At 41.4% G+C, this 26679-nt stretch carries 19 protein-coding genes; 12 read left to right on the top strand and 7 right to left on the bottom strand.

Features of this window, described 5'->3' with window-relative positions; genetic code table 11:
* Nucleotides 1–196 precede the first annotated feature (196 nt).
* From pheS to mukB, 9 genes are all read left to right on the top strand, one after another.
* Nucleotides 197–1186 (top strand): phenylalanine--tRNA ligase subunit alpha, encoded by a 990-nt coding sequence (pheS, locus tag QZ106_RS03320; protein WP_006718257.1) that lies wholly within the window; start codon nucleotides 197–199, stop codon nucleotides 1184–1186.
* Nucleotides 1187–1205: 19 nt separating this feature from the next.
* Nucleotides 1206–3596, top strand: a complete 2391-nt coding sequence (gene pheT / locus QZ106_RS03315; RefSeq protein WP_295974215.1) for a phenylalanine--tRNA ligase subunit beta — start codon at nucleotides 1206–1208, stop codon at nucleotides 3594–3596.
* Nucleotides 3597–3599: 3 nt separating this feature from the next.
* On the top strand, nucleotides 3600–3896 hold the full coding sequence (locus tag QZ106_RS03310) for an integration host factor subunit alpha (RefSeq protein ID WP_021616246.1): 297 nt from the start codon (nucleotides 3600–3602) through the stop codon (nucleotides 3894–3896).
* A gap of 60 nt (nucleotides 3897–3956) precedes the next feature.
* Entirely contained in the window at nucleotides 3957–4442 is a 486-nt protein-coding gene (locus tag QZ106_RS03305) for an NlpC/P60 family protein (RefSeq protein ID WP_021616245.1), read from the top strand.
* 93 nt (nucleotides 4443–4535) lie between these two features.
* Complete coding sequence (gene thiI / locus QZ106_RS03300) at nucleotides 4536–5990, top strand: tRNA uracil 4-sulfurtransferase ThiI (RefSeq protein ID WP_295974212.1); 1455 nt, start codon at nucleotides 4536–4538, stop codon at nucleotides 5988–5990.
* Between the two features lie 88 nt (nucleotides 5991–6078).
* The gene (locus tag QZ106_RS03295) at nucleotides 6079–6957 is read left to right on the top strand and encodes a D-alanyl-D-alanine carboxypeptidase family protein (RefSeq protein WP_295974209.1); all 879 of its coding nucleotides are present in this window, start codon (nucleotides 6079–6081) and stop codon (nucleotides 6955–6957) included.
* 135 nt (nucleotides 6958–7092) lie between these two features.
* Nucleotides 7093–8415, top strand: coding sequence for a chromosome partition protein MukF (mukF, locus tag QZ106_RS03290; protein ID WP_295974207.1), 1323 nt, complete (start codon nucleotides 7093–7095; stop codon nucleotides 8413–8415).
* A 92-nt stretch (nucleotides 8416–8507) separates the two neighbouring features.
* On the top strand, nucleotides 8508–9248 hold the full coding sequence (gene mukE / locus QZ106_RS03285; RefSeq protein WP_295974203.1) for a chromosome partition protein MukE: 741 nt from the start codon (nucleotides 8508–8510) through the stop codon (nucleotides 9246–9248).
* Entirely contained in the window at nucleotides 9248–13741 is a 4494-nt protein-coding gene (gene mukB / locus QZ106_RS03280) for a chromosome partition protein MukB (RefSeq protein ID WP_295974200.1), read from the top strand. Before mukE ends, mukB begins: the two co-directional genes overlap by 1 nt.
* A 494-nt stretch (nucleotides 13742–14235) precedes the next feature.
* On the opposite strand, the gene QZ106_RS03275 is transcribed toward mukB, so the two are convergent.
* A complete protein-coding gene (locus QZ106_RS03275) occupies nucleotides 14236–15606 on the bottom strand; it encodes a transferrin-binding protein-like solute binding protein (protein WP_295974197.1) in 1371 nt (456 codons plus the stop codon).
* A gap of 148 nt (nucleotides 15607–15754) precedes the next feature.
* Here QZ106_RS03275 and QZ106_RS03270 point away from each other — a divergent pair, with 148 nt between their 5' ends.
* A complete protein-coding gene (locus QZ106_RS03270) occupies nucleotides 15755–18055 on the top strand; it encodes a TonB-dependent hemoglobin/transferrin/lactoferrin family receptor (protein ID WP_295974195.1) in 2301 nt (766 codons plus the stop codon).
* Nucleotides 18056–18118: 63 nt separating this feature from the next.
* Here the strand turns inward: QZ106_RS03270 and QZ106_RS03265 are convergent, their stop codons facing one another.
* The 6 genes from QZ106_RS03265 to QZ106_RS03240 all read right to left on the bottom strand — a co-directional run bounded on the left by QZ106_RS03265 (nucleotide 18119) and on the right by QZ106_RS03240 (nucleotide 22962).
* Complete coding sequence (locus tag QZ106_RS03265) at nucleotides 18119–18595, bottom strand: redoxin family protein (protein WP_295974192.1); 477 nt, start codon at nucleotides 18593–18595, stop codon at nucleotides 18119–18121.
* Nucleotides 18596–18620: 25 nt separating this feature from the next.
* Nucleotides 18621–19262: a cytochrome c biogenesis protein CcdA gene (locus QZ106_RS03260; RefSeq protein WP_021616234.1), complete on the bottom strand. Its 642-nt coding sequence runs from the start codon at nucleotides 19260–19262 to the stop codon at nucleotides 18621–18623.
* A gap of 3 nt (nucleotides 19263–19265) precedes the next feature.
* Nucleotides 19266–20336, bottom strand: a complete 1071-nt coding sequence (gene msrB / locus QZ106_RS03255; RefSeq protein WP_295974184.1) for a peptide-methionine (R)-S-oxide reductase MsrB — start codon at nucleotides 20334–20336, stop codon at nucleotides 19266–19268.
* Nucleotides 20337–20505: 169 nt separating this feature from the next.
* Complete coding sequence (locus QZ106_RS03250; RefSeq protein ID WP_295974181.1) at nucleotides 20506–21858, bottom strand: anti-phage deoxyguanosine triphosphatase; 1353 nt, start codon at nucleotides 21856–21858, stop codon at nucleotides 20506–20508.
* A 1-nt stretch (nucleotide 21859) separates the two neighbouring features.
* Nucleotides 21860–22555: a CidB/LrgB family autolysis modulator gene (locus QZ106_RS03245; protein ID WP_295974178.1), complete on the bottom strand. Its 696-nt coding sequence runs from the start codon at nucleotides 22553–22555 to the stop codon at nucleotides 21860–21862.
* On the bottom strand, nucleotides 22552–22962 hold the full coding sequence (locus tag QZ106_RS03240; RefSeq protein ID WP_295974176.1) for a CidA/LrgA family protein: 411 nt from the start codon (nucleotides 22960–22962) through the stop codon (nucleotides 22552–22554). The genes QZ106_RS03245 and QZ106_RS03240 overlap by 4 nt, the downstream gene beginning before the upstream one ends.
* 226 nt (nucleotides 22963–23188) lie before the next feature.
* Here QZ106_RS03240 and QZ106_RS03235 point away from each other — a divergent pair, with 226 nt between their 5' ends.
* Both QZ106_RS03235 and sbcB read left to right on the top strand, forming a co-directional pair.
* Nucleotides 23189–24142 (top strand): EamA family transporter, encoded by a 954-nt coding sequence (locus QZ106_RS03235; protein ID WP_295974174.1) that lies wholly within the window; start codon nucleotides 23189–23191, stop codon nucleotides 24140–24142.
* A 14-nt stretch (nucleotides 24143–24156) separates the two neighbouring features.
* Entirely contained in the window at nucleotides 24157–25581 is a 1425-nt protein-coding gene (sbcB, locus tag QZ106_RS03230) for an exodeoxyribonuclease I (RefSeq protein WP_295974171.1), read from the top strand.
* Nucleotides 25582–26679: the final 1098 nt, after the last annotated feature.

Here is a 26679-nt window from a genome sequence, read left to right as displayed (position 1 = left end):
TTTTATCCAAAGAAAATGGCTGAAAAGTTTCAGTCGAAAGGCAAACGGAAGAATAAAGTGCGGTCATTTTTCTCGATAAATCTTCGTTTTATTACGGAATAATTTCCGCGGTCATAGATAAATTGCGTGATTTTCTAAACAGTTAGTATTATTATTGACAAAATTTTAGATAAATTAATCATCACAGAGGATATTTATGCAGCATCTTAAAGAGCTTGTGGATAAAGCAAGAAATGCCATAGACAACATTGAAGATAAAAGCCTTGCAGCGCTTGATGAAATTCGCGTGGAATATTTTGGTAAGAAGGGTCATTTTACCCAATTAATGCAAGAATTGCGCAACGTGGCGGCGGAAGAACGTCCGGCAATGGGCGCGAAAATTAACGAAGCCAAACAAGCGGCATTAGATTTCTTAAATGCGAAAAAAGCAGAATGGGAACAAGCTCTATTAAATGCACAATTAGAAAATGAACGTATTGATGTGAGTTTACCTGGACGCAAAGTGGAAATGGGCTGTTTACATCCGGTTTCTATTACCATTGAACGCGTGACCAAATTCTTCTCTGAACTGGGTTTTTCTGTGGAATCCGGCCCTGAAATCGAAAGCGATTATTACAATTTTGATGCCTTAAATATTCCTAAACATCACCCTGCGCGTGCCGATCACGACACATTCTGGTTTAATCCTGAATTATTGTTAAGAACGCAAACTTCCGGGGTACAAATTCGTACCATGCAAAAACAGCAACCACCAATTCGCATTATGGCGCCGGGACGCGTGTATCGTAACGATTACGACCAAACCCACACACCGATGTTCCATCAAATCGAATTGTTGTATGTGGATAAACATGCGAATTTCACCGAATTAAAAGGCCTGTTGCACGATTTCTTACGTGCTTTCTTCGAAGAAGATTTGCAAGTGCGTTTTCGTCCGTCTTACTTCCCATTCACCGAGCCTTCTGCCGAAGTGGATGTCATGGGGAAAAACGGTAAATGGTTAGAAGTGTTGGGTTGCGGCATGGTACACCCAAATGTGTTACGCAATGTTGGTATTGACCCAAATGAATACTCCGGTTTCGCAGTGGGCATGGGGGTAGAGCGTTTAACCATGTTACGCTACAACGTCACAGATTTACGTTCATTCTTCGAGAATGATTTACGCTTTTTGAAACAGTTTAAATAATTTTGAGTGAGAGATAAGTATGAAATTTAGTGAACAATGGGTACGCGAATGGGTTAATCCGGCAATTTCTACGGAACAACTTTGCGAACAAATTACCATGTTAGGCTTGGAAGTTGACGGAGTAGAAAAAGTGGCCGGCGATTTCATGGGTGTTGTGGTGGGCGAAGTGGTGGAATGCGCACAACATCCTGACGCTGATAAATTACGCGTGACCAAAGTGAATGTGGGCGGCGATCGTTTGTTAGACATCGTGTGTGGTGCACCGAATTGTCGTCAAGGCTTGAAAGTCGCTTGTGCGGTAGAAGGTGCTGAACTACCGGGTGATTTCAAAATCAAGAAAACCAAATTGCGCGGACAACCTTCCGAAGGCATGCTTTGCTCATTCAGCGAACTCGGCATTGAATCTGATGCGAATGGTATTATCGAGTTGCCGCAAGATGCGCCTATCGGTACCAATCTACGTGATTATTTAAAATTAGATGATAACGCCATTGAAATTAGCTTAACGCCAAACCGCGCGGATTGCTTAAGCATTGCCGGCGTGGCGCGTGAATTAGCCGTGGTGAATAAACTCCACGAAAATCCACCGCACTTTGAGGTGGTTAAACCGACCATTAGCGATAAAGTACAAATTGATGTTCAAGCTGCCGAAGCTTGTCCGCGTTATTTATTACGCGTGATTAAGAATGTCAACGTTAAAGCGCAATCACCGATGTGGTTACAAGAGAAATTGCGCCGTTGCGATATTCGTTCTATTGATCCTATTGTGGATGTCACGAACTATATTTTGCTCGAATTAGGTCAACCAATGCACGCTTTTGATATGGCAAAAGTGGCACAACCGGTACAAGTTCGTATGGCGAAAGAAAATGAAGAGCTTGTATTGTTAGATGGCACCACAGCGAAACTTCAACCGAACACTTTAGTGATTGCCGACCAAAATGGTGCATTGGCAATGGCGGGGATCTTCGGTGGTGAAGCCAGTGGTGTGAATGTAGAAAACACAAAAGATGTGATTTTAGAAGCAGCATTTTTTGCGCCATTAGCGATTACCGGTCGAGCACGTCAATATGGTTTGCATACAGATTCTTCTCATCGTTTTGAGCGTGGTGTGGATTTCGAATTGCCACGTAAAGCAATGGAAAGAGCGACCGCACTTTTATTAGAGATTTGCGGTGGTGAAGCCGGTGAAATTTGTGAGGTGACTCATGAAGCCTATTTACCAAAACGTCAACAAGTCACATTACAACGTCACAAATTAGATGCGTTACTTGGGCATCATATTGAAACAGAAACGGTAACCGATATCTTACAACGCCTTGGTTTACAGGTTTCTTACGCGAATAACAGTTGGACGGCGGTTGCGCCATCTTGGCGTTTTGACATTGAAATCGAAGAAGATTTAATTGAAGAAGTGGCGCGTATTTATGGTTATAACAGTATTCCAAATAATGCGCCGTTGGCCCATTTGCGCATGCGCGAGCATAGCGAAGCAGATATTGAATTATCGCGTATCAAAGCGGCATTAGTGAGTTGCGATTTTTATGAAGCCATTACTTATAGCTTTGTTGATCCGAAAATTCAAAGTTTGTTACATCCGGAAATTAAACCGTTTATTCTACCGAACCCAATTTCTGTTGAAATGTCCGCGATGCGCGTTTCGCTATTAACCGGATTGTTAGGTGCAGTAAGTTATAACCAAAATCGTCAACAAAATCGTGTGCGTTTGTTTGAATTTGGTTTACGTTTTATTCCGGATGAAAAAGCCGAATTTGGCGTACGCCAAGAACAAGTCTTTGCGGCAGTGATGACCGGTTCTAAAGCGAATGAACAATGGAGCGAAAAAGCAGCACCTGCCGATTTCTATGATTTAAAAGGTTATATTGAAAACTTACTTTCATTAAGTTCTGCTGGAAATCGCGCAAAATTTGTAGCAAAATCATACACAGCGTTACATCCGGGCCAATCTGCTGCGATTATGCTAGACGGTGAAGAAATTGGTTTTATCGGTCAACTTCATCCGATGATTGCACAAAAAATCGGTATCAACGGCAAGGCATTTGTATGTGAAATTTCTATTGCGCCTATTTCTCGCCGTGATATTGCGAAAGCAAAAGAAATTTCCCGTTTCCCGGCGAACCGTCGTGATTTAGCTCTTGTGGTTGCAGATAGTGTTGCGGCAGACGATGTATTAGACGCTTGTCGTGTTGCAGGCGGTGATAAATTAACGCAAGTGAATTTATTTGACGTTTACCAAGGTAGTGGCGTCGCAGAAGGTCATAAGAGCTTAGCGATAAGTCTCGTGATTCAAGACAATGAAAAAACCCTTGAAGAAGATGAAATTAACGCAGTAATTTCAGCGGTATTATCTGAGTTAAAACAACGTTTTAATGCTTACTTGAGAGATTAAACTATGACATTAACTAAAGTAGAACTCGCCGAGAATCTTATTGAGAAATTTCATTTCAGCAAACGCGAAGCCAAGGATTTGGTCGAAAGTTTCTTTGAAGAAATTCGCGTTGCGTTAGAAACAGGGAATGATGTGAAATTATCCGGATTTGGTAATTTTGAGTTGCGCGATAAAGCCTCTCGTCCGGGACGGAATCCAAAAACCGGTGAAAGCGTGCCGGTTTCTGCCCGCCGTGTTGTGGTATTTAAACCGGGACAAAAATTGCGCAATCGGGTCGAAAAAGTTAAACCGAAAGCCTAATCAATATAAGCTATCAATAATCCTCTTGTTGATAGCTTTTTAGTTTGAGATCACTCATCAATGCGTATTTTAAAATCTTTAGTGTTTTGCGGTTGCGTACTGGCGTTAAGTGCCTGTTCCGGCAGTGGCTATCAGTCTTCAAAGCTTAATTACAAAGGGCAAATTAACGATCCCATCATGGCGATTGCTTTATTAAGCGAACAACAACATGAATGGGCGGGAACGCCTTATGTGCTTGGTGGACGGGGCCGTAAGGGCGTGGATTGTTCCGGTTTTGTACAGACCACGTTTTTCGATCGCTTTGGCATAAAATTGCCTCGTCAAACTAAAGAGCAAGCCAATTATGGGCAATATATCGAAAAAGAAGATATTCAAACCGGAGATTTGGTTTTCTTTAAAACCGGGCGTGGGCCAAATGGCTATCATGTCGGCATTTATGTCAAAGAAGACAAATTCTTGCACGCCTCAACAAAAGGCGGAGTGGTTTATTCTTCCTTAAACAGTGATTACTGGCGAAAAACTTATTGGCAAGCGAGACGAATCTAAAATACCGCTTTTCTCACCAGCGCGAACAGATCAGGGCGAACAGCTCTTCGTCGTAAGACTCGCCATGTTTATATCACAAGAAAGTAGTACAACATGAAATTTATTATCAAATTATTTCCTGAAATTATGATTAAAAGCGAATCCGTGCGGAAACGGTTCGTGAAAATTCTGACCAGTAATATCCGTAATGTGTTGACAAAGCATGATGATACAGTCGCGGTAATAAAGCATTGGGATTACATCGAAGTGCGGTCGAAAATCGACGCAAATTTACCGATGCTTATCGAGCAATTACAACGCATTCCAGGCATTCACCATTTTCTGCAAGTGGAAGAGAAGCCCTTCGCGAACTTGCATGAGATTTTTGAGCAAACACTGTCAGACGTGGCATCCCAATTAGAAAATAAGACTTTTTGCGTGCGTGTGAAACGTAAAGGCAAACATGAATTTAATTCACTGGAAGCTGAGCGTTACATTGGTGGCGGATTGAATCAACATATTGCTAGCGCCAAAGTACAACTGAAAAATCCGGATGTGACGGTGCGTATTGAAATTGAAGACGACAAAATGATGTTGGTTCGCGCTCGTTATGAAGGTATCGGCGGTTATCCGATTGGCACGCAGGAAGATGTGTTGTCGCTCATTTCCGGCGGGTTTGACTCTGGTGTATCCAGTTATATGTTGTTACGTCGCGGTTCACGTGTGCATTATTGCTTCTTTAATTTAGGCGGCGCAGCGCACGAAATTGGCGTGAAACAAATGGCGTATCACATTTGGCAACGTTACGGCAGTTCCCATAAAGTGCGTTTCGTGGCGATCAATTTTGAAGGCGTGGTGGGCGAGATCCTCGAGAACGTGGATAACGGGCAAATGGGCGTGGTGCTCAAACGCATGATGGTGCGCGCGGCGTCCAAAATCGCGCAACGTTTCGACATTCAGGCGATTGTGACAGGGGAGGCGCTAGGACAGGTTTCCAGCCAAACCTTAACCAATTTGCGTTTAATTGATGAAGCCGCCGAGGTGTTGGTGTTACGCCCGTTAATTACACACGACAAAGAACAAATCATCGCCATGGCAAAACATATCGGCACCGATGATATTGCCAAATCCATGCCGGAATTTTGCGGTGTGATTTCCAAAAATCCGACAGTGAAAGCGATCAAAGCGAAAATTGAACAGGAAGAAGGTAATTTCAATTTTGCCGTGTTAGAAAGTGCGGTGGAAAATGCGCAATATTTAGATATTCGCCAAATTGCCGAGCAAACGGAGAAAGACGTCGTTTCCGTGGATGCCGTGTCTGTGTTGGGTGAAAATGATGTGATTATTGATATTCGTAGCCCGGAAGAAATCGATGAAAACCCGTTACACATTGAAAATCAAGCGATGATTCAGCTGCCGTTCTATAAACTTTCCGGTCAATTCGCTGAGTTGGATCAAAGTAAGCATTATGTGCTGTATTGCGAACGTGGCGTGATGAGTAAGTTGCAGGCGCTGTATTTGAAAGAAAGTGGATTTAATAACGTGAGTGTGTTTAAAAAATCACGTTAAAATCGACCGCACTTTAAAGGATGACGGGATACTGATGAGATATTATCATGCCTATCCCGTCGATAAATACAAAAAACGCTTGAGAATTATGTTAAAACCGCTTTTCTTCACTGCGCTTTTCTTTCCGACTTTGGTCATGGCGCAGTCTTATATTGTCTATGATTTTACCAATAACCGAATGCTGGAAACTCACCAACCAAACAGCGTGCAACCTATCGCCTCTGTGACAAAGTTGATGACCGCGATTGTCTTTCTAGAACATAATCGAAATGCGCGTTGCACAACGTCCATTACCGGTGAGGATATCGACCATATCAAAGGCACGCACACGACCTTACCCAAAGGCACTCCCATCGCCTGTCATGAATTATTAAAAGCCATGTTGGTGCATTCTGATAATTACGCCGCTCATGCATTATCCCGTTCAGCAGGTATGAGCCGTGTGCAATTTATTCAAAAAATGAATGAAAAGGCACGAACATTGGGTATGACATCCACTCATTTTAGCGACAGTTCCGGGTTATCTACCGGCAATGTGTCCAGCGCGTTGGATTTAGTCAAATTGGCTAAATATTCGCTGAATAAAGCCGAAATTAACTCCCTTTCCAACCTTTCCTCAACCCATATCAACACGGGAAAGCGCCGTGTTTTTGTGAAAAATACCAACAAATTGGTGCGGGATGAAATATTCAGTGCGGCAGTGAATAAAACCGGTTACATCCGCGAATCAGGATACAATTTGGTATTCGTCAATAAAGTGCCTTGTCATCAAGCCATCATTGGTGTGATAAGCCTGAATAACGCCTCTTCCGCTTCGCGTTCTAATTTCACCAAGAATAAACTGGAAAAATACGGCTGCACCGCATTAAATAACAAAGTGCTCAGTGATTTTGTTGAGGATGTGCAATACGAAGAAGGCTATGATGAAGAAGGGATGGACGCTTTGATCAAAAAGGTGACGGAATAATCAGCATTGATCTGCTGAGTGGTGAAAACGTGGCTTTTTTTGACCGCACTTTCCATTTTCAAGCTGTTAGAAAAAGCAAATTCCTGTATAATTCCCGCAATTTTTTGTTAAAATTAACCTGTTGTGAGATCCCTCATGCTTGACACATCACAAACCATTCCCGAACTGGTCTCCTGGGCGAAAGAACGTGAGTTTTCCTTAAATTTACCGACAGAACGTTTGGCATTTTTATTGGCGATTGCCATTTATAATAATGAACGTTTTGACGGTGAAATGTTAGAAGCTGACTTAGTCGATATTTTCCGCCACATTTCCACCGCCTTTGAACAATCTCAAGAAACAATTGCCGTTCGTGCGAATAACGCCATTAATGAACTGGTTAAACAACGTTTTCTCAACCGTTTTAGCAGTGAATTTACCGAAGGTTTAGCGATTTATCGCTTAACGCCGTTGGGTGTTGGTGTATCCGATTATTACATTCGTCAACGTGAATTTTCCGCCTTACGTCTTTCCGTTCAACTTTCCATTGTGGCCGATGAAATCCAACGCGCCTCCGATGCCGCGGAAGAAGACGGTGATGAGCATTATTGGCGTCGCAATGTGTTTGCGCCGTTGAAATATTCCGTTGCAGAAATTTTTGACAGCATTGATTTATCACAACGCGTAATGGATGAAAATCAACAAAGCATTAAAGAAGATATCGCCGCCCTGTTAACCAAAGATTGGCAAGCGGCGATTTCCAGCTGTGAGCATTTATTGGATGAAACGTCCGGCAATTTACGGGAACTTCAAGACACCTTAAATGCTGCCGGTGATAAATTACAGGCGCAGTTATTGCGTATTCAAGATTGTGTGATCGGTCGCCAAGAATTGTATTTTATCGAACAATTAATCATTGATTTACAAGCCAAACTAGACCGTATTATCAGTTGGGGACAACAAGCTATCGACTTGTGGATCGGCTACGACCGCCACGTGCATAAATTTATCCGTACCGCCATTGATATGGATAAAAATCGTGTCTTTTCCCAACGTTTACGCAATTCTATTCATCATTATTTCGACAATCCTTGGTTCTTGTGGACAGCGCAAGCAGAGCGTTTAGTTGATTTGCGCGATGAGGAATTAGCGCTGCGTGAAGAAGATGCCTTGGGCGAATTGCCGGAAGAATTACAATTTGAATCGTTAGCCGATATTCGTGAAAAAATTGTCGAACACATGCAAGGCTTATTAATTGATTACCGCGAACAAAATCGTCCGATTAATTTAAGTTTAGTGTTGAAGCAACAATTAGAAAATTATCCTTTGACACAACATTTTGATGTGGCGCGAATTATCGTGGATCAGGCTGTGCGTTTAGGTATTGCTGGCGATGACTTGGCAGGTATCTATCCTCATTGGACAGAAATTAACGATTACGGCGCAGAAGTTCAGGCGCATATCATTGATAAATATTAAAAGTGCGGTCGAAAATCCACGCGTTTTTTGAGTCGTATTTCGCTATCGCATAAATAAGACAATAACAGAGCAATTCAGTTAGAGAAAAAATAATGACAGACAACCTTCAAGATGTAATTTCCCCAAAATTGGCAGCTGCCATTGCCAATCCGTTATTTCCGGCTGTGGACAGCCAGTTGCGTTCCGGTAAGCACATTAGTACGGAACATTTGGATAACCACGCTTTTTTACTTGATTTTCAAATGGAACTGGATCTGTTCTATCGTCGTTATAATGTGGAATTGATTCGCGCACCGGAAGGTTTTTTCTATTTACGCCCGAAAGCGACAACACTCATTGCCCGTTCTGTGTTAACTGAATTGGAAATGTTAGTGGGTAAGGTGTTGTGTTATTTGTATTTAAGCCCGGAGCGACTAGCCCAACAAGGCATTTTTAGTACTCAGGAAGTGTATGACGAATTGTTGAATTTAGCGGATGAAGGCAAATTGCTAAAAGCGGTGAATCAACGTTCCAGCGGTTCTGATTTGGATAAACAAAAATTGTCTGAAAAAGTGCGTGCGGCAATCGGTCGTTTGCGTCGTTTAGGCATGATTTATACCGTAGGCGAACCGAACAGCGGCAAATTTACCATTTCTGAATCGGTATTCCGTTTTGGCGCGGAAGTGCGTGCCGGTGATGACCCGATTGAAGCACAATTACGCTTAATTCGTGATGGGGAAGCGGCAACACCACAATCTTTACAAGCTGAAAAAGCCGCATTACAACGCGATACAGAAAGTACTGAAAACGATACTGACGTTGAAGACGAATTCGTAGAAGAGGAACAAGAATAATGACTGAAGAATTATCCCTGGAAAATGAAGTAATGGATATAGCATCCTCTGATGTAGCGCCGGTTATCTTTAACCAAAACAGTGGGGTAGAACGCGGTAAGTTCCGTTCTTTAACGCTCATCAACTGGAACGGTTTCTTTGCCCGTACCTTTGATTTAGACGAATTGGTGACCACACTTTCAGGTGGTAATGGTGCCGGTAAATCTACCACCATGGCCGGATTTGTGACAGCGTTGATTCCAGACTTAACCTTATTGCACTTCCGTAACACCACGGAAGCCGGTGCCACAAGCGGTTCGCGTGATAAAGGTTTGCACGGTAAATTGCGTCCGGGCGTGTGTTACGCGGCGTTGGATACCATCAATTCCCGTCATCAACGGATTATTGTGGGTGTACGTCTGCAACAAGTGGCAGGCCGTGATAAAAAAGTCGATTTAAAAACCTTTTCTATTCAAGGCGTAGAATTGTCTGTCAATCCGACCGCACTTTTCACCGAAACCATTAACGAACGTCAAGCGCGCGTACTGACCTTAAATGAATTAAAAGACAAAGTTGAACAGGGCGGCGCCCAATTTAAACAATATCATTCCATTACTGATTACCACGGCATGATGTTTGATTTGGGGATTATTCCAAAACGTTTACGTTCTTCTTCAGACCGTAGCAAATTCTATAAACTTATCGAAGCCTCTTTATACGGCGGTATTTCCAGTGCCATTACCCGCTCATTACGGGATTATTTATTGCCGGAAAATCTTGGTGTGAAAAAAGCCTTCCAAGACATGGAAAGTGCTTTACGTGAAAACCGTATGACGTTGGAAGCCATTAAAGTCACCCAAGCAGACCGCGATTTATTCAAGCATTTAATCACCGAATCGACCAATTATGTGGCGGCGGATTATATGCGAAATGCCAACGAGCGTCGTGGCAACATTGAAACCGCATTAAATTTCCGCCAAGAATGGTATAAAGCCAGATCTGAACAGGATTTATCACAACATCGTTTAGTTGAATTAAGCCGTGAAGCCGCTGAGTTAGCCGAAAGTGAAAGAATCCTGGAAGTGGATCATCAAAGCGCGCTTGATCACCTGAATTTAGTGTTAAATGCGTTACGTCATCAGGAAAAAATTTCTCGTTACCAAGAAGATGTCAGTGAACTGACCGAGCGCTTAGAAGAACAGAAAATGGTGGTTGAAACTGCTAACGAGCAACTGGAAGAAAGTCAGACGCAATTTGAACAAACAGAACAAGAAGTTGACAACTTGCGTTCCCAATTAGCAGATTATCAGCAAGCTCTTGATGCACAACAAACGCGTGCATTGCAATATCAGCAAGCCATTCAAGCCTTAGAAAAAGCCAAGACGTTGTGTGGATTAGCCGATTTATCGGTAAAAAACGTGGAGGCATATCACGAAGAATTTGAAGCGCAGGCGGAAGTGTTGACGGATAAAGTACTTGAGTTAGAGCAAAAAATGTCTATTTCCGAGGCGGCAAAAACCCAATTTGATAAAGCCTATCAATTGGTTTGCAAAATTGCCGGTGAGGTGCCACGTTCTGCCGCATGGGAAAGTGCCAAAGAGTTGTTACGCGAATATCCGACACAAAAACTTCAAGCACAACAAACGCCGCAATTACGCGCTAAGTTACATGAATTAGAACAACGTTTAAATCAACAACAAAGTGCGGTAAGATTATTAAACGATTTTAATCAACGTGCGAATCAAAGCTTAGAAACGGCGGATGAATTGGAAGCGTTCTATGGCGATCAAGAAGCCTTAATTGAAGATTTATCTGCCGAACTTTCCGAGCTGGTTGAGCAACGTTCAACGCTACGTCAAAAACGTGAAAATTTGACCGCACTTTATGATGAAAACGCACGTAAAGCGCCGGCTTGGTTAACCGCGCAAGCCGCATTGGAACGCTTGCAGGAGCAAAGCGGAAAACAATTCGCAGACAGTCAGGATGTGATGAATTTCATGCAATCACAGCTGACCAAAGAGCGCGAATTAACCATGGCACGCGACCAGCTAGAACTTCAACGTCAGCAATTAGACGAACAAATTAGCCGTTTAAGTCAGCCGGATGGTTCGGAAGATGCCCGTTTGAATGTGCTGGCAGAATGTTTCGGTGGCGTGTTGCTGTCTGAATTATACGATGATGTGCCGATCGAAGACGCGCCTTATTTCTCTGCCTTATACGGCCCGGCACGCCACGCCATTGTGGTGCGTGATTTGAATGCGGTGAAAGAGCAACTCGCTAATTTAGAAGATTGCCCGGAAGATTTGTATTTAATTGAGGGCGATCCGGCGGCGTTTGACGACAGCGTACTTTCTGCACAAGAGTTGGCGTTTGGCGTGGTCGTTCAGGTGTCCGATCGTGAATTACGTTATTCCAAATTCCCTGAAATTCCGTTGTTCGGCCGTGCGGCTCGTGAAAAACATTTAGAAGAATTACAGGCTAAACGTGAAGAAGTAGCAGAGCAGTACGCACAGCGTGCTTTTGACGTGCAAAAATGTCAGCGTTTACATGAGCATTTTAGCCAGTTTGTTGGTTTGCATTTAGCTTTGGCATTCCAGGCGAATCCGGAACAAGTGATGGCGCGGACCAATCAACAACGTAATGAAATTGAACGCGAGCTTAATCAATTGGTGATCGGCGAGCAGCAAATTCGTCTTCGTTTAGATGATGCGAAAGAAAGAATGCAGTTGTTGAATAAATTAATTCCGCAATTGCCATTATTGGCTGATGATAGCTTAACTGATCGCATTGAAGAATGCCGTGAGCAATTAGATTTGGCAGAGCAGGATGAATTATTTATCCGTCAACACGGCGTCACGTTGTCACAATTAGAGCCAATTGCTAACACATTACAAAGCGCCCCGGAAAATTACGAGCACTTAAAAGCTGATTATGAACAAGCCATTCAGCTACAAAAACAAGTGCAACAAAAAGTCTTTGCCTTGGCGGATGTGGTGCAACGCAAAGCGCATTTCAATTATGCGGAAAGCGTACAAACGGAAACCTCTGAATTAAATGAACAGTTACGCGCGCGTTTAGAACAAATGCAGCAACAACGCGAAATTCAGCGCGAACAATTACGTCAAGTTCAAGCGCAATATGCTCAGTACAATCAAGTGTTGATTCAATTGCAAAGTTCTTTCAACAGTAAAAATCAAATGTTGCAGGAATTGATGCAAGAAATTGGCGAGTTGGGTGTACGTGCTGATGAAGGGGCGGAAGAGCGTGCCAAAATTCGTCGTGACGAGTTATATCAACAACTTTCTACTAATCGCCAACGCCGTTCTTACATTGAAAAACAACTTACTCTTATCGAAAGTGAAGCGGAAAATCTGACTCGTCGTATTCGTAAAGCAGAACGTGATTATAAAACCCAGCGTGAGTTGGTGACGGCAGCGAAAATGAGTTGGTGTGTGGTGCTTCGTTTATCCCGTAATTCTGATGTAGAAAAACGTTTAAATCGTCGTGAATTAGCCTATTTATCCGCAGATGAATTACGTTCCATGTCGGATAAAGCGCTAGGAGCGTTGCGTACAGCGGTTGCTGACAACGAATATCTGCGTGATGCTTTGCGTTTATCAGAGGATAGCCGTAAACCGGAAAATAAAGTGCGGTTCTTTATCGCCGTATATCAACATCTGCGCGAACGTATTCGTCAGGATATTCTGAAAACCGATGACCCGATTGATGCAATTGAACAAATGGAAATCGAGCTTTCCCGCTTAACGGAAGAATTGACCGGTCGTGAACAAAAATTGGCGATCAGTTCTGAAAGTGTAGCGAATATCATGCGTAAAACTATTCAACGTGAACAAAATCGCATTCGTATGCTGAATCAAGGACTACAAAATATCGCCTTTGGTCAGGTGAAATCAGTGCGTTTAGTGGTGAATATTCGTGATACGCATGCCATGTTGTTGGATGCGTTATCCGGCAATCAGTCGGATTATCAAGATCTGTTCAGCGATAATCGCATGACTTTCTCTGAGGCCATTGCGAAGCTGTATCAACGCCTCAACCCGCATATTGATGTAGGGCAACGTACTGCGCAAACCATCGGTGAAGAATTATTGGATTACCGTAATTACCTCGACTTAGAAGTGGAAGTTTACCGTGGCGCAGATGGTTGGTTGCGCGCAGAAAGCGGCGCATTATCTACCGGGGAAGCTATTGGTACCGGTATGTCCATCCTCTTAATGGTGGTACAAAGCTGGGAAGAAGAAAGCCGTCGTATTCGTGGCAAAGATATCGTGCCGTGCCGTTTATTATTCCTAGATGAAGCGGCTCGTCTTGATGCGAAATCCATTTCTACTTTGTTTGAGCTATGCGAACGTCTAGATATGCAACTACTGATTGCTGCACCGGAAAACATCAGCCCGGAAAAAGGTACTACCTATAAACTGGTGCGTAAAATCTCCGGCAATCACGAACACGTTCATGTGGTCGGCTTACGCGGATTCGGCGCAACGGAGTAGTTTAATAAATAAAGAAGTGCGGTTAAAAAATGAAGTGTTTTTTGATCTGCCCCCAAAATCTAGAATCGTAGCGTGCAACTTGTTGCACGAAATCATGAATGCCCGAAAGGGTTAAATAACGTTCCGTGCATGATTTGGTCGTGCTTGTTGCACGAAATCATGAATATCCGGAAGGGTTAAATAACGTTCCGTGCGTGATTTGGTCGTGCATCAAGATGCACGCTACGCGCGAAATCGGGAATGTCCGGAAGGGTTAAATAACGCTCCGTGCGTGATTTGGTCGTGCATCAAGATGCACGCTACGCACGAAATCATGAATGCCCGAAAGGGTTAAATAGCGCCTAGTGCGTGATTTGGTCGTGCATCAAGATGCACGCTACGTGCGAAATCGTGAATTACGCATTCGAGGTTAATCATTCGTGCAATAGGTATAATAAAAAACCTGTGCTGAGTGTTTCTCAGTCACAGGTTTTTTTGATCGCGTTATGGCAATATTATTGTTTTATACCACCAAATGCACCGCGAGATTGATCCGCCTCATTGGTAAATAATCCACCCATTTCTTGAGCATTTTCGCCGAAGAAACCGCCTTGAGTTTTAATACCATTCACTTCACCCGCAAAACTGTTTCCAGTGATTTTACCGCCAAATTTCATATCAGGTACAAATCTACTTTTTTTGATATTAATATCAATAACTTTGTTAGCAAAATCTGCTGTAGCAGTCATTCCAGTTCTTTGACTATCACCTCCATCTTTCTTATAAGCAGCACCGCCATCGTACTCTACTTTGCCTGCTGTCGGGATTTGTGCAAGTACTGTTGGATTTCCTTGAGCGTAGAAATATTGCTTATCAGTTAAATTATAAAAATATGTACCAAATGCACTAGATTTAAAATCAGAATTACTTAAAATACTCTGCCCATCTTTTACCATATGATATGGGTCACGGTATTCGTCGTCCAAACCATCTGGATCTATATTAGCTGTTCTGACAACAGGGATATCCACTAATTTGCCGTTGTTATCTCTAATTGTTAGATCACGGATGTCAGCTGTTAATACAGAATTTAACTCATTTTTTGCAAGATTTATTGTGCCACCAGAAATAGTATCTTTCATTTCACCACTAGCACCACCGAAAACTTTATCACTTAATGGAATACGGGCTTTTTCATCAGCTTGTAACGTTTCTAATTGTTTTAAACGTTTTTCAGCCTCTTTCTGTGCTTCTTGAGCAGCATTTTTCTCTGATTCAGTTTTTTGGCTGTTAGCTTGTGCCGCTTTGGCAGCCTCTTCGGCTTTTTTTAATGCCTCTTGTGCAGCGTTTTTTTCAGCTTCAGTCTTTTGGCTATTAGCTTGTGCAGCTTTGGCTGCCTCTTCGGCTTTTTTCAATGCCTCTTGAGCGGCTTTTTTCTCAGCTTCAGTTTTTTGGGTGCTTGCTTGTGCAGCTTTAGCGGCCTCTTCGGCTTTTTTCAGTGCTTCTTGAGCGGCATTTTTCTCAGCTTCAGTCTTTTGATTATTGGCTTGTGCAGCTTTAGCGGCCTCTTCGGCTTTTTTCAGTGCTTCTTGAGCAGCATTTTTCTCTGTGTCAGTTTGTTGGCTTTGTGGTTTTTCTGTTTGAGTTGCCTCTTCAGCTTTTTTGTCTGATTCAGTTTGTTTTTGGCTATTCGCTTTTGCTGCTTCTTCCGCCTTTTTCACGGCAGCTTCCGCTTTTTTATTGGCTTCTGCAATTTTTTGGTTGAGTTCAATTTCGGTTTGACGAATTTGTTCAGAATTGTCTGTACCGCCTTTTGAACTGGAAGAACACGCACTTAATGCCATAATACAAGAGAGTGCAATGATTGAGGGTTGAAGTTTATTCATAGGAAAGTCCTTTAAATGAGTTTATAGATTAAATAGACAGGTATACAATCATACAAAGAATGAGAATAATTTGCAATAGTATTGTCAAATTTATTTAAATTTTGTAAACTTTCTCGCTGTATTACTTAATAAACTCTCAGGTGAATATATGCCTCTTAAATATCCTCTTTCCTTAGGTGCATTATGCGTGCTAGTAGGTTTGCAAGCATATGCAGAAGAACAAACCGCATTAGATACTATTACCGTTGATGGAAATGCGACTGAAGTCAAAGCGAATCAAATCAAAAAGACACGTAAAGTGATTCAAGAAGAGCTGATCGCGGATAATTATGACTTGGTGCGTTATGCCACCGATGTCGGCATTAGTGATAATGGTCGGCGCAATAAAGGCTTTGCGATGCGTGGCGTTGAAGGCAATCGCGTTGGTATTAGTATTGATGGGGTGAATTTACCTGATTCAGAAGAAAATTCACTTTATGCGCGTTATGGTAATTTTAATAGTTCACGTTTGAGTATCGATCCTGAATTGGTGCAAGGCATTGATATTATGCGTGGTGCGGATTCTTTCAATGCCGGAAGTGGTTCATTAGGCGGTTCAGTAAATTACCGCACTTTAGGGGCAGATGATATTATTCTGCCGGAACAAAAGTGGGGTGTCTTGCTTAAAAATGGTTATGCCAGTAAAAATCGCGAATGGACAAACACATTAGGTGTTGCCTATAAAGATGATAAATTTGATGCAACATTACTTTATTCTTATCGCAATGGCCATGAGATGAAAAGTCGTGGCAATGGCGAGGACATCTCCGGCAATGCGAGAGGAATTCCTGATCCGTCACATCATAAAAATCACAGTTATTTAGCAAAGATGGGGTATTTTATTACGCCGTCACATCGTGTGAGTGCGTCATTTAACGGTCAAAGTGCGGATAATTTTATTGATGAAAAATCTTATACGCTCAATCTCAGTTCTTGGCGTGAGTCTAAAGATATTGGAAAACGCTATAACGCCAATTTAGCCTATGAATATTTTCCGGAAAATAATCGTTGGTTAAGTTATTTAAGAACCGATTTAGATTGGCAAAAAACAGATATTGGTTCAAAAAACTATAAAGGCGGACGACGCTATAATTCTGATTTGACAAAACTTTTACCGCAAAAGCATTTATATGAAATTCAAGATACGCATATGAATACACGTTTTATGCGTGCCTCATTACGTGCTGAGCTTATGCCATGGGAAAGCCCTTGGGGAAGTCATCAATTCACATTAAGAAGTGGAATTTCGCAAAAAGATTTTGATAACCGTAACAACCATGAATATCCCAACGATAAAGACAGTAGTGCAAAAGATAGCGAATCTATTCAGCATCCGGTAAGAACACGTTCGTTTTTTGCTCAATTACAAGATAGCGTTACATGGAATGATATGTTCTCTAGTCAATTAGGCGTTCGTTATGACTGGGACGAATTAGTACCACAGGATTTAAAAGCCACTTGCCGTGCTTGTAGTCGTAAACCGGCTTCAAATACCTTTCAAAGTCTAAGTGGATCATTAGGGCTAGACGCACAACTTAATGATATTTGGAAAGTCGGTTATAACGTTTCCAGCGGTTTCCGTATTCCAACAGCATCTGAAATGTATTTTTCTTATGAACATCCTGCCGGTAACTGGATTCCGAATCCGGATTTAAAAGCTGAACAGGCATTAAATCAGTCTATTCACATTCAAGCGGCGCATCAATTAGGTCTCTTTGGGCTAAATGTTTATCATACCCGCTATAAAAACTTCCTCACTGAACAGGAATCAACCTATAAAAAATGGAATAAATTTTATAATTCGCATAGTGCCAGCTATGGTCAGCAGCCTTATTACACCACCATTGCACAGCAAGCAGTCAATATTGATCGTGCGCGAATTTCCGGTTTGGAGTTCAATAGTAAAGTTAACTTAGATCAGGTGATTTCGACAATTCCACAAGGTTGGAAATTCCTTGCTAATCTTGGTTATGCCAAAGGAAAATTAAGTGGCACGGAAGCAAGTTTGCTGTCTATTCAGCCGATTAAAGTCATTTTAGGCGTTGGTTATGAAGATCCGAATGACCGTTGGGGGATTAATGCCAAAGCAAGCTATCTCGGGGCGAAAAAAGCCAAAGATGCGCAAGTTGTCCAATATACCTCAAATTTTGTGAGAGAGGTTAAAACCTATCCTTATCTTAATGGTTCCGCCGTGTTATTCGATTTATATGGCTTTTATAAAGTCAATCGTCATGTCACATTACGAGCCGGGGTGTATAACATATTGAATCGTAAATATCACACATGGGATACTTTACGTGGAATTAATAAAGTGAGCACCACTGATTCGGTAGATAAAGAAGGAAAAGGGTTAGAACGTTTTTATGCACCGGGACGCAATGTTGCCGGTTCTATTGAAATTCGTTTCTAATTTATCAAGACTTAGTTCAAGTCATTCTAAACGAGAAAGCCCTGATATCTCAGGGCTTTTTTCTTAAAATAATTGTTTAATTTGTGCGGTGCCTAAATGTCCCGGCAATGTTTTTTGCAGTGTGAAATTGGCATCCAATACTAAACTGGACGGATAACCGCGTACTTTTCCGCGTTTAATGACTTCGCCGTTTTCATCGAGCAACACAATGATGTTTTTGTAATCCAACCCTTTGTACCACTCAATGAAATCTTGGGTTTCCTTTTCGCCTTTGGCTCCCGGTGAAACGATGGTGATCACATCAAAGTTTTTGTTTTGATCGGCACTGAGTTCGTTAATTTCCGCTAAGCCGGCAAGGCAAATCGGGCACCAAGACGCCCATGTTTTAACGTAAACCGGTTTGCCTTTGGTAGTAACTTGATCGAGTGTGACCACGTTATTATTTAAGTCCTTAAATTGAATGTCTTTCAATGTATTTTCTCCTTCAGCAAAGCTATTTACGCTGAATGCCATTAATAATAATGCAATGATTTTTTTCATAGTTAATACGTCCTTTTATCGTAAGTTATTGTAAGTTATTGGTAATGAGTAAAACGCCCATGACGATAATTAATAATCCACCGACAATTTTAAATTTACCCAAGTGTTTATTCAGTGCTTTGCTGCGTTTGAGCAATTCTTGGGAAAACAAAGAGAACAGCACAAACGGGGTAGCCAAACCGAGTACATAAACTAACATCATTCCTGCACCGTATAATGCAGATCCTTCGTCACCGGAAAGTGCCAACACGGAAGCTAAAATCGGACCGATACAAGGTGTCCAGCCAAGACTAAATGTCAATCCGAGGAAAAAGGCTTCAAAGGAGGCACTTTTGCCTTCGGTTTTCACTTCCACCACTTTGGTTCTTTCTAAGAAATTCAACTTGATAATACCTAATTGGTGAATCCCTAAAATAATGACGATAATGCCGGCAATGATTCTGACGTTGTCATTAAAGAATAAATTGCCGAGAAAACCGAAGCTAAATCCAAGGCTCACAAAGGTTAAGGATAAGCCTGCAATGAACAAAAAGGTGTTCAGAATCTTTCTGCCGCCTTTCGCCAAAATGCCAAAATAAATAGGAATAATGGGGAAGATACAAGGCGACAAAAAGGAGGCTAGACCGGCAAGGAAAACCGTGCCGATTAATAATTGCTGATCAAACATCTTTTACTCCTTCACCGCATTAATCAGGTAGCCATAGTTTTCCTTTGCCATGTCTTCCAATGGAATAAATTTGATGGAAGCGCTGTTAATGCAATAGCGTAAACCGCCTTTATCTTTCGGGCCATCATCAAACACATGACCTAAATGGGCTTTTCCGCTACGGCTGATGACTTCCGTTCTGAGCATATTAAAGCTGTGATCGTCTTGATAAGTTACCACCTCTTTGGCAATCGGTTTGGTGAAACTCGGCCAACCGCAACCGGACTCAAATTTATCCTTAGAGGAGAACAACGGTTCGCCGGTAGTGACATCCACATAGATGCCCGGTTTGAAGTTATCCCAATACTCATTGCTGAAAGAATGTTCGGTATTTTTGTTTTGCGTTACGCTATATTGCAGCGGGGTTAATTTTGCTTTGAGCTCCGCATCGCTTGGTTTGGGATAGTCTTTTTCGTCAATAATGACGTTATTGGCTTGTTCCAAATCGATGTGGCAATAGCCGTTTGGGTTTTTCTTTAAATAATCCTGATGATAGTCTTCCGCTAACACGTAATTGCGTAACGGTTCCACTTCAATTTGAATTTTGTTTTTGTATTTTTCTTGCAGTGTGGCAAGTTCTTTTTCAATCACAGCTTTATCCGCGACGTCTTGATAATAAATACCGGTGCGATATTGTCTGCCGCGGTCATTACCTTGTTTGTTGACACTGGTCGGATCAATAACCTGAAAATAATATTTCAGTAATTTATCTAACGAAATTTTATTGCGATCATAGGTCACTTTTACCGTTTCTGCGTGATCCGTAATACCGATCATTTGATAACTGGTTTTGTCGCCTTTGCCGTTAGCATAGCCGGACACGGCATCTTCTACACCGTAAATACGTTCCATATAAGCTTCAATGCCCCAAAAACAGCCACCGGCTAAATAAATCTCGTGAAGATCTTTTGTTGCTTCAGACATATTGCTTTTCTCCATGGTTGGTTGAACGTGATTTTCTGCCATAACACTTGTCGGGATTGCTGCACAGGATAAAAGTGCGGTCAATATCAGGACTAATTTTGATTTTTTCATAATAATTCCTTTATTACAGATGAAATAATGAAAATGGTACCCTTTCATTTATGTTAGACGGTGCGACTACAAATTACTTACATATTTTTTTCAAAAAAGACAGAAAGAGGAATGAGGCGAGGGGAGAAGGGCGCGGATAATCTCATGTCATACACGCCCGAAAAAGAGCTTAAAGCTGGTGATACACTTTCAACGCATACGCATCTGACATGCCGGCAATGTAGTCGCAAATCACGCGTTTTTTACCGTTTTCTTCTGCATTTCGCCAGCGGTTGGCGGTGTTGGTTGGGAGTAATCGTTGCGGATCCGAATCAAAAATTTGAAACAGTTCCGTCAAAATACGCTGACCTTTGTATTCTACGCGTTGCGTTTCCACATTATTGATCACGTATTTCTGGACAAAATTTTTGAATACTTTTAATACGCCCACCACTTCCGACGGTAATTCGGCGTTATAACGCAACAACGGATCGCCAAATTCAGGCTGAATTTTCCAACGCACATTGGTGATGAAATAATTCACTAATGCACCGATAGCGTTTTTGCGTAAGTAATGTTGATCGGAAAACAATTTTGTACTGATATCTTCAATATGTTGTCGCATCCAATCTGATTGACAGTCTTTCAATGCATTCAAGGCCTCTTGCCATTGCTGCACATTGACGACGCCTACCACAATGGCATCTTCTAAATCATGCACACCATAAGCGATGTCATCCGCCAGCTCCATAATGCTACAGTCGAGGGATTTGAAACGGGTCTTTAAAATCTCTTGCGGATTTGACCGCACTTTTTGGAGTGAACCGAATAACGCACGATCACTGTCAGAAAGCGGTTCGAGCAACCAGTTAAACATGTCAAGATCGTCACGGAATAATCCTTTCCCCGGTCGCCAGTCAGCGATTTTGACATAACGAGGATCACTGTGTTGGCTTTCAGCGAATTGATCATATTGCGCAGAAGAGACATCCAAAATGGTCGGGTATTTCACAATACCAAGAAGGGTACGACGGGTTAAATTCATCCCCGCATTGGGCGTGTAAGGTTCAAGCTTGGTGAGCAAGCGAAAAGTCTGTGCATTTCCCTCAAAACCGCCATTATTGCGCATCATATAATTGAGTGCGACCTCACCACCATGCCCAAAAGGCGGATGGCCGATGTCGTGCGCAAAACACAAACTTTCGATTAAATCATTGGTGGGCAACAAAGGGCTAAGTTGCTTTTGCAACTCGCTTTTATCCTGAGACAGTTGTTGTGCCAAGGTAGCAAAGGCTTCAGCAAATTTGAGTTGCGCCACAAGGCTGCTGCCGATTTGTGCCACTTCCAAAGAATGGGTTAAGCGAGTGCGGTAGAAATCATTTTCGCCCACCGCATGAATTTGTGTTTTTGCCTGTAAACAACGAAAAGCGGCGGAATGGAGAATACGTCCGCGATCACGACGAAACGGCGGACGGTGGTCTTTTTCCCGTGGTTTATCGTCAATAAAACGTTGCTGCCAACGGGAATTAATTTGATTTTTCATGCTATACCAATGCGTAGATCAATTTGAAGACAAAAGGTGCCAAAATTGAGCTAATGATACCGCACAATACTAAAGAAATGGAACTGTAACTCCCTGCTTTTGCATTATTTTCCATGCAACTGACCGTGCCTAGCGCATGAGAAATCGCCCCAACGGATAAGCCGATCGCTTCTTGATTTTTTAAGCCGATTTTTTTTAAGAGTAAATAGCCGAAAATGGAGCCTTGCAAACCGGCAACGACGACCCCAACAGCTGCTACAGAAGGAATCCCGCCCAAATTTTCAGAGACTGCCATGGCAATCGGTGTAGTAATAGATTTCGGTAAAATAGTCGCCACAATATCCGGTTTCGCCCCCAGAAGTAATGCCAATACGGCGCCGCTAATCATAGATAAAAGGGAAGCAGACACGGTGGTAATCAAAATAATTTGCCAATGACGACCAATTTGACGAATTTGTTCATATAACGGCACCGCCAACGCAACAATACTCACGCCCAATAAATTACTGAGCGGCGCATTGCCGGCCATATAGGTGTCATAAGGCAGATGAAATGCCAGCAAGACAGCCACTAACATTAGCACGGTTAACACAAAGCTATTTAATACCACCGATTTCCAACGTTGATTGATTTTCACCGCCAAAACAAAAGCAAGAATTGTCAATAATGTATAAGCATAAACAAGATAAGACATCATTCCTCCTTCGCCCGTTTTTTCATGATTTTATGTTTGAGGTGTGTAAAGGATTTGAGGGAAAACAGATAGTCGGACAGTAAACCGATCACAACCAAGGTCACGCAAGTACTGACTATATTCGGCACTAATAATTCTTTCATTTGATCCATGAGCAAACCGGAATATTTGACGATTCCCACACTGACCGGCACAAATAATAACGCCATATAACGAATTAAAAGACGGGAGGAAAACATCACCCATTCCACTTTGACGATACGTAACACCAAACAGGTAAACAGCAGCAATAATCCCCAAATACTCGATGGAATACCAATAGGTACGTAATGGGCGACTAAACCGCCAAGATAGAGCATAAGATAAAGAATGAGCAACGATCTTGCTAATTCAAACGCTTTCCGATACATAAACAAACTCAACTTTTTTTTAAACTTTAAAATAAAGATGTAAGGTCATTCTACGCCTATTTTAGTACTTAGGTTAGTACTTCGGGGGAATTTTTTATGACAAATTTTCTGCGTTTGTTAGATAGGATCCTCAAAGCCTCATTTTATCGTTGATAAATTGCCTCACTATAACGATAATTGGCAAACTTCACCCACCTGTTTTATATCGTAAAATTTAGGATAAAAAATGTTTAACCTTATTATTGCTGTTCTTTGCAGCGTGGCGGTGTCTGTCTTACTAAAAGTCGCGCGCAAACGTCATATCGAGATTCAACAAGCCATTGCCTTTAATTATATTGTGGCGTTGTCACTGAGTTGGTTTTTATTAAAACCGGATTTCAAAGGACTTGAGTTTACTGACTTTATCGCACAAAGCGAAAATACGCCGATTTTCCTAGCATTAGGTATTCTATTGCCAAGTGTGTTTATTATTATGTCCAAAGCCGTAGAATTCGCCGGTATTGTACGTTCTGATGCGGCACAACGCTTATCTTTATTTTTACCCATTCTCGCTGCGTTTTTAATTTTCCACGAAACCCTAAGTCAATCAAAAGTCGTTGGTATTGTGTTGGCATTTGTCGGGTTGTTTTGCCTTTTAAGCAAACCGAATCAACAAAGTGCGGTCGACAAAAAACAACGTTTTTTGAACGTTGGTTATACCAACGGCCCCGAAGGGGTGAGTAAGCGAACAAGTGAGCTTACGAATAATTTTCGAGGTGTTTTGGGCTTAGTCGGTGTATGGTTTGGCTATGGAATCATCGATATTTTGTTTAAACAAGTCGCAAAAAGCGGGGGAGCATTCCCAACGACGTTATTCATTGCGTTTTCCTTGGCTGCCTGCATTATGTTTATTTACTTGTTATTCAAACGTACTCAATGGAATGTCGCAAGTTTTGTGGGCGGCATTATTTTAGGGGTACTGAATTTCTTCAATATTCTGTTTTATATTAAAGCTCACCAGAGTTTTGGCTCGAATCCGACATTAGTTTTTGCCAGCATGAACATTGGGGTGATTTGTTTAGGTACGATTACCGGCGCATTAATTTTTAAAGAAAAAATCAGTAAAATTAACTGGTTAGGCATTGTATTCAGCTTGTGTGCAATTTTCTGTTTGTATTATCTCGATAAAATCTTGGCTTAAATTTGAGAAAAATAATGGCAAAAAACGATTTCAGCTTTTTCATTTATGACTATGAAAGTTTTGGTGTCAATCCGGCAACCGATCGCCCGGCACAATTTGGCGGCATTCGTACAGATGCGGATTTTAATATTATCGGCGAGCCCGTTGTGTTGTATTGCAAGCAAACTAACGATTATTTGCCCTCACCGGAAGCGGTGTTAGTGACAGGCATTACACCGCAGGAGTGTAATGAAAAAGGCCTGCCGGAACCGGATTTTGCCGCGCGGATTTTACAGGAATTCAGCCAACCAAATACCTGTGTCATGGGATTCAATAATATCCGTTATGACGACGAGATGACGCGCTATACCTTTTATCGTAATTTTATTGATCCTTATGAATATAGCTGGAAAAACGGTAATTCCCGTTGGGATTTATTGGATTTAGTGCGTGCGTGTTATGCCTTGCGTCCTGATGGCATTGAATGGCCTTTAGATGATGAAGGTATGCCGAGTTTTCGTTTAGAAAATTTGACAAAAGCCAATGGAGTAGAGCATACCAATGCGCATGATGCCATGTCTGATGTATATGCTACTATCGAAATGGCAAAATTAATTAAGCAAAAACAGCCAAAGTTATTTCACTATTTCTTTGAAAATCGTGGAAAAAAAGAGATTGAAAAGCTCATTAATACCGCAGAAATGACGCCGTTAGTGCATGTGTCGGGGATGTTAGGCAATTATCGTGGAAATACGACATTAATTGCGCCTTTAGCATGGCACCCAACAAATAAAAATGCGGTCATAGTGTGTGATTTAACGGCAAATATTGATGATTTATTAACAAAATCGGCAGAGGAGTTGCGTGAAAATCTTTATACGAAGAAAGAAACCTTATTAGAGGCCGGTGTGCTTCCTGTTCCGTTAAAGCTCATTCATATTAATAAATGTCCTATTGTGGCACCGGAGAAAACCTTATTGCCTCAAAATGCCGAACGTTTAGGGATTAATCGAGCGTTATGCGAGAAAAATCAACAGCGTTTGTTGGCATCTAAGGATGTTCGTCAAAAAGTCATGGATATTTTTCAGCAAGATCGCGAGTTTGAAGCATCTGATAATGTTGAAACTGAACTTTATAATGGCTTTTTTAGTGATGCAGATAAAAACAATATGGCGATTTTACGCACTTTGGAGCCCGAAAAGCTTGCTGAACATAATCTGAGTTTTCAAGACCCAAGAATCCCTCAGTTGTTGTTTCATTATCGCGCGAGACATTTTTATCGCACATTGAACAGAGCCGAACAAATTAAATGGCAAAAATATTGTCGGAAAAAACTAGACTCTGAAATTTTACAATTTGAGCAAAGCCTTCAAGAGTTAGCTGCACAACATGCAAACAATGAAGATAAACTGATTTTATTACAAAAAGTTTATGAATATGGAATTAAACTCATTGGTTAGAAAGTGCGGTTAAATTTTTTAATGTTTTTTCAATAGAAGAAAAGAGACAACGTCACAAATTATTTAAAACACATCACGGAAAATGGTGTGTTTTTTTATAGCCAGCCAAAGTCTAGCTACAAAAACCATACGCTATGCGTAAATAGCTAAGCGATGAACAGAAAAAATCCTCGCTATATAATGAACAAAAGGCTGGCAACCAAAATTCAACATATAGGATGATTATCTAACCCCTGGTAGCGTGCAACTTGTTGCACGAATAATTAACCTCGATGTGTAATTCGTGATTTCGTTCGTAGCGTGCATCTTGATGCACGACCAAATACGCACAGAACGTTATTTAACGCTTTCAGGCATTCATGATTTCGTGCAACAAGTTGCACGCTACGATTCACTAAAATAGTGATATGAAAATAAACACGGTGACCAGTTTTCACAAGTCCCTTGAGGGACTTGCGAAGTATAGGCCTTTATAAGAACCTAAAAAACCGCACGTTTTATGTATGGATTGTTATTTGTCTAATTTTTAAAAACTCAAGATAGGAGAGGGAAATCGTTAAAAATACTTCAGATTTAACGTAGCGTTACCAATATATATGGCATCATTTTCTAAATATCAATACCAATAAAAGAAAAACGATAGCAGATTCATTTTGGATGCGCTTTAGCATATTTTTAAACATATTAATCCATATCCATAATCCCTTTGCAATTCATTTACATATTAATCCATCAGTCTATAACTTTAGTTTTCTATTTGTTACATACCTTATCAACCCTAGATTTTATCATGTTTAACTAGTGAGAGTGACTTGTGCATAACTCTGTGATCTTCTTAATCCGTAGCTTTCGTTCACCTTATAACTAATTTCGCATAATGTATATTATGTTAAATAATATATTATCAAAGTCACAATTTAACTTCACCACTCTTATTACCGTGTAACATTATCACGTCGAGATTTTTGAGATTTTGAATCGTTAAACATCGTTAGACGTTAAAATCTATTTTCAGGAAGGAAGAATTGAATCTATATTGATTGTATGCATATCCCATTCAATTCTTCCTTCCTGAAAATAGATTTTAACGTCTAACGA

It is taken from the genome of uncultured Aggregatibacter sp., assembly GCF_901873365.1.
Classification (GTDB): domain Bacteria; phylum Pseudomonadota; class Gammaproteobacteria; order Enterobacterales; family Pasteurellaceae; genus Aggregatibacter.
This window is presented reverse-complemented; position numbering and strand designations above follow the sequence as displayed.

What these genes read in the sequence shown, in the direction of transcription:
- QZ106_RS03270 (WP_295974195.1), top strand. Translation starts at nt 15,755, where the DNA reads ATGCCTCTTAAATATCCTCTTTCCTTAGGTGCATTATGCGTGCTAGTA.
- sbcB (WP_295974171.1), top strand. Translation starts at nt 24,157, where the DNA reads ATGGCAAAAAACGATTTCAGCTTTTTCATTTATGACTATGAAAGTTTT.
- QZ106_RS03240 (WP_295974176.1), bottom strand. Translation starts at nt 22,962, where the DNA reads ATGTATCGGAAAGCGTTTGAATTAGCAAGATCGTTGCTCATTCTTTAT.
- QZ106_RS03295 (WP_295974209.1), top strand. Translation starts at nt 6,079, where the DNA reads ATGTTAAAACCGCTTTTCTTCACTGCGCTTTTCTTTCCGACTTTGGTC.
- thiI (WP_295974212.1), top strand. Translation starts at nt 4,536, where the DNA reads ATGAAATTTATTATCAAATTATTTCCTGAAATTATGATTAAAAGCGAA.
- QZ106_RS03310 (WP_021616246.1), top strand. Translation starts at nt 3,600, where the DNA reads ATGACATTAACTAAAGTAGAACTCGCCGAGAATCTTATTGAGAAATTT.
- pheS (WP_006718257.1), top strand. Translation starts at nt 197, where the DNA reads ATGCAGCATCTTAAAGAGCTTGTGGATAAAGCAAGAAATGCCATAGAC.
- mukE (WP_295974203.1), top strand. Translation starts at nt 8,508, where the DNA reads ATGACAGACAACCTTCAAGATGTAATTTCCCCAAAATTGGCAGCTGCC.
- QZ106_RS03305 (WP_021616245.1), top strand. Translation starts at nt 3,957, where the DNA reads ATGCGTATTTTAAAATCTTTAGTGTTTTGCGGTTGCGTACTGGCGTTA.
- QZ106_RS03245 (WP_295974178.1), bottom strand. Translation starts at nt 22,555, where the DNA reads ATGATGTCTTATCTTGTTTATGCTTATACATTATTGACAATTCTTGCT.
- QZ106_RS03265 (WP_295974192.1), bottom strand. Translation starts at nt 18,595, where the DNA reads ATGAAAAAAATCATTGCATTATTATTAATGGCATTCAGCGTAAATAGC.
- mukF (WP_295974207.1), top strand. Translation starts at nt 7,093, where the DNA reads ATGCTTGACACATCACAAACCATTCCCGAACTGGTCTCCTGGGCGAAA.
- QZ106_RS03275 (WP_295974197.1), bottom strand. Translation starts at nt 15,606, where the DNA reads ATGAATAAACTTCAACCCTCAATCATTGCACTCTCTTGTATTATGGCA.
- QZ106_RS03260 (WP_021616234.1), bottom strand. Translation starts at nt 19,262, where the DNA reads ATGTTTGATCAGCAATTATTAATCGGCACGGTTTTCCTTGCCGGTCTA.
- QZ106_RS03250 (WP_295974181.1), bottom strand. Translation starts at nt 21,858, where the DNA reads ATGAAAAATCAAATTAATTCCCGTTGGCAGCAACGTTTTATTGACGAT.
- msrB (WP_295974184.1), bottom strand. Translation starts at nt 20,336, where the DNA reads ATGAAAAAATCAAAATTAGTCCTGATATTGACCGCACTTTTATCCTGT.
- pheT (WP_295974215.1), top strand. Translation starts at nt 1,206, where the DNA reads ATGAAATTTAGTGAACAATGGGTACGCGAATGGGTTAATCCGGCAATT.
- QZ106_RS03235 (WP_295974174.1), top strand. Translation starts at nt 23,189, where the DNA reads ATGTTTAACCTTATTATTGCTGTTCTTTGCAGCGTGGCGGTGTCTGTC.
- mukB (WP_295974200.1), top strand. Translation starts at nt 9,248, where the DNA reads ATGACTGAAGAATTATCCCTGGAAAATGAAGTAATGGATATAGCATCC.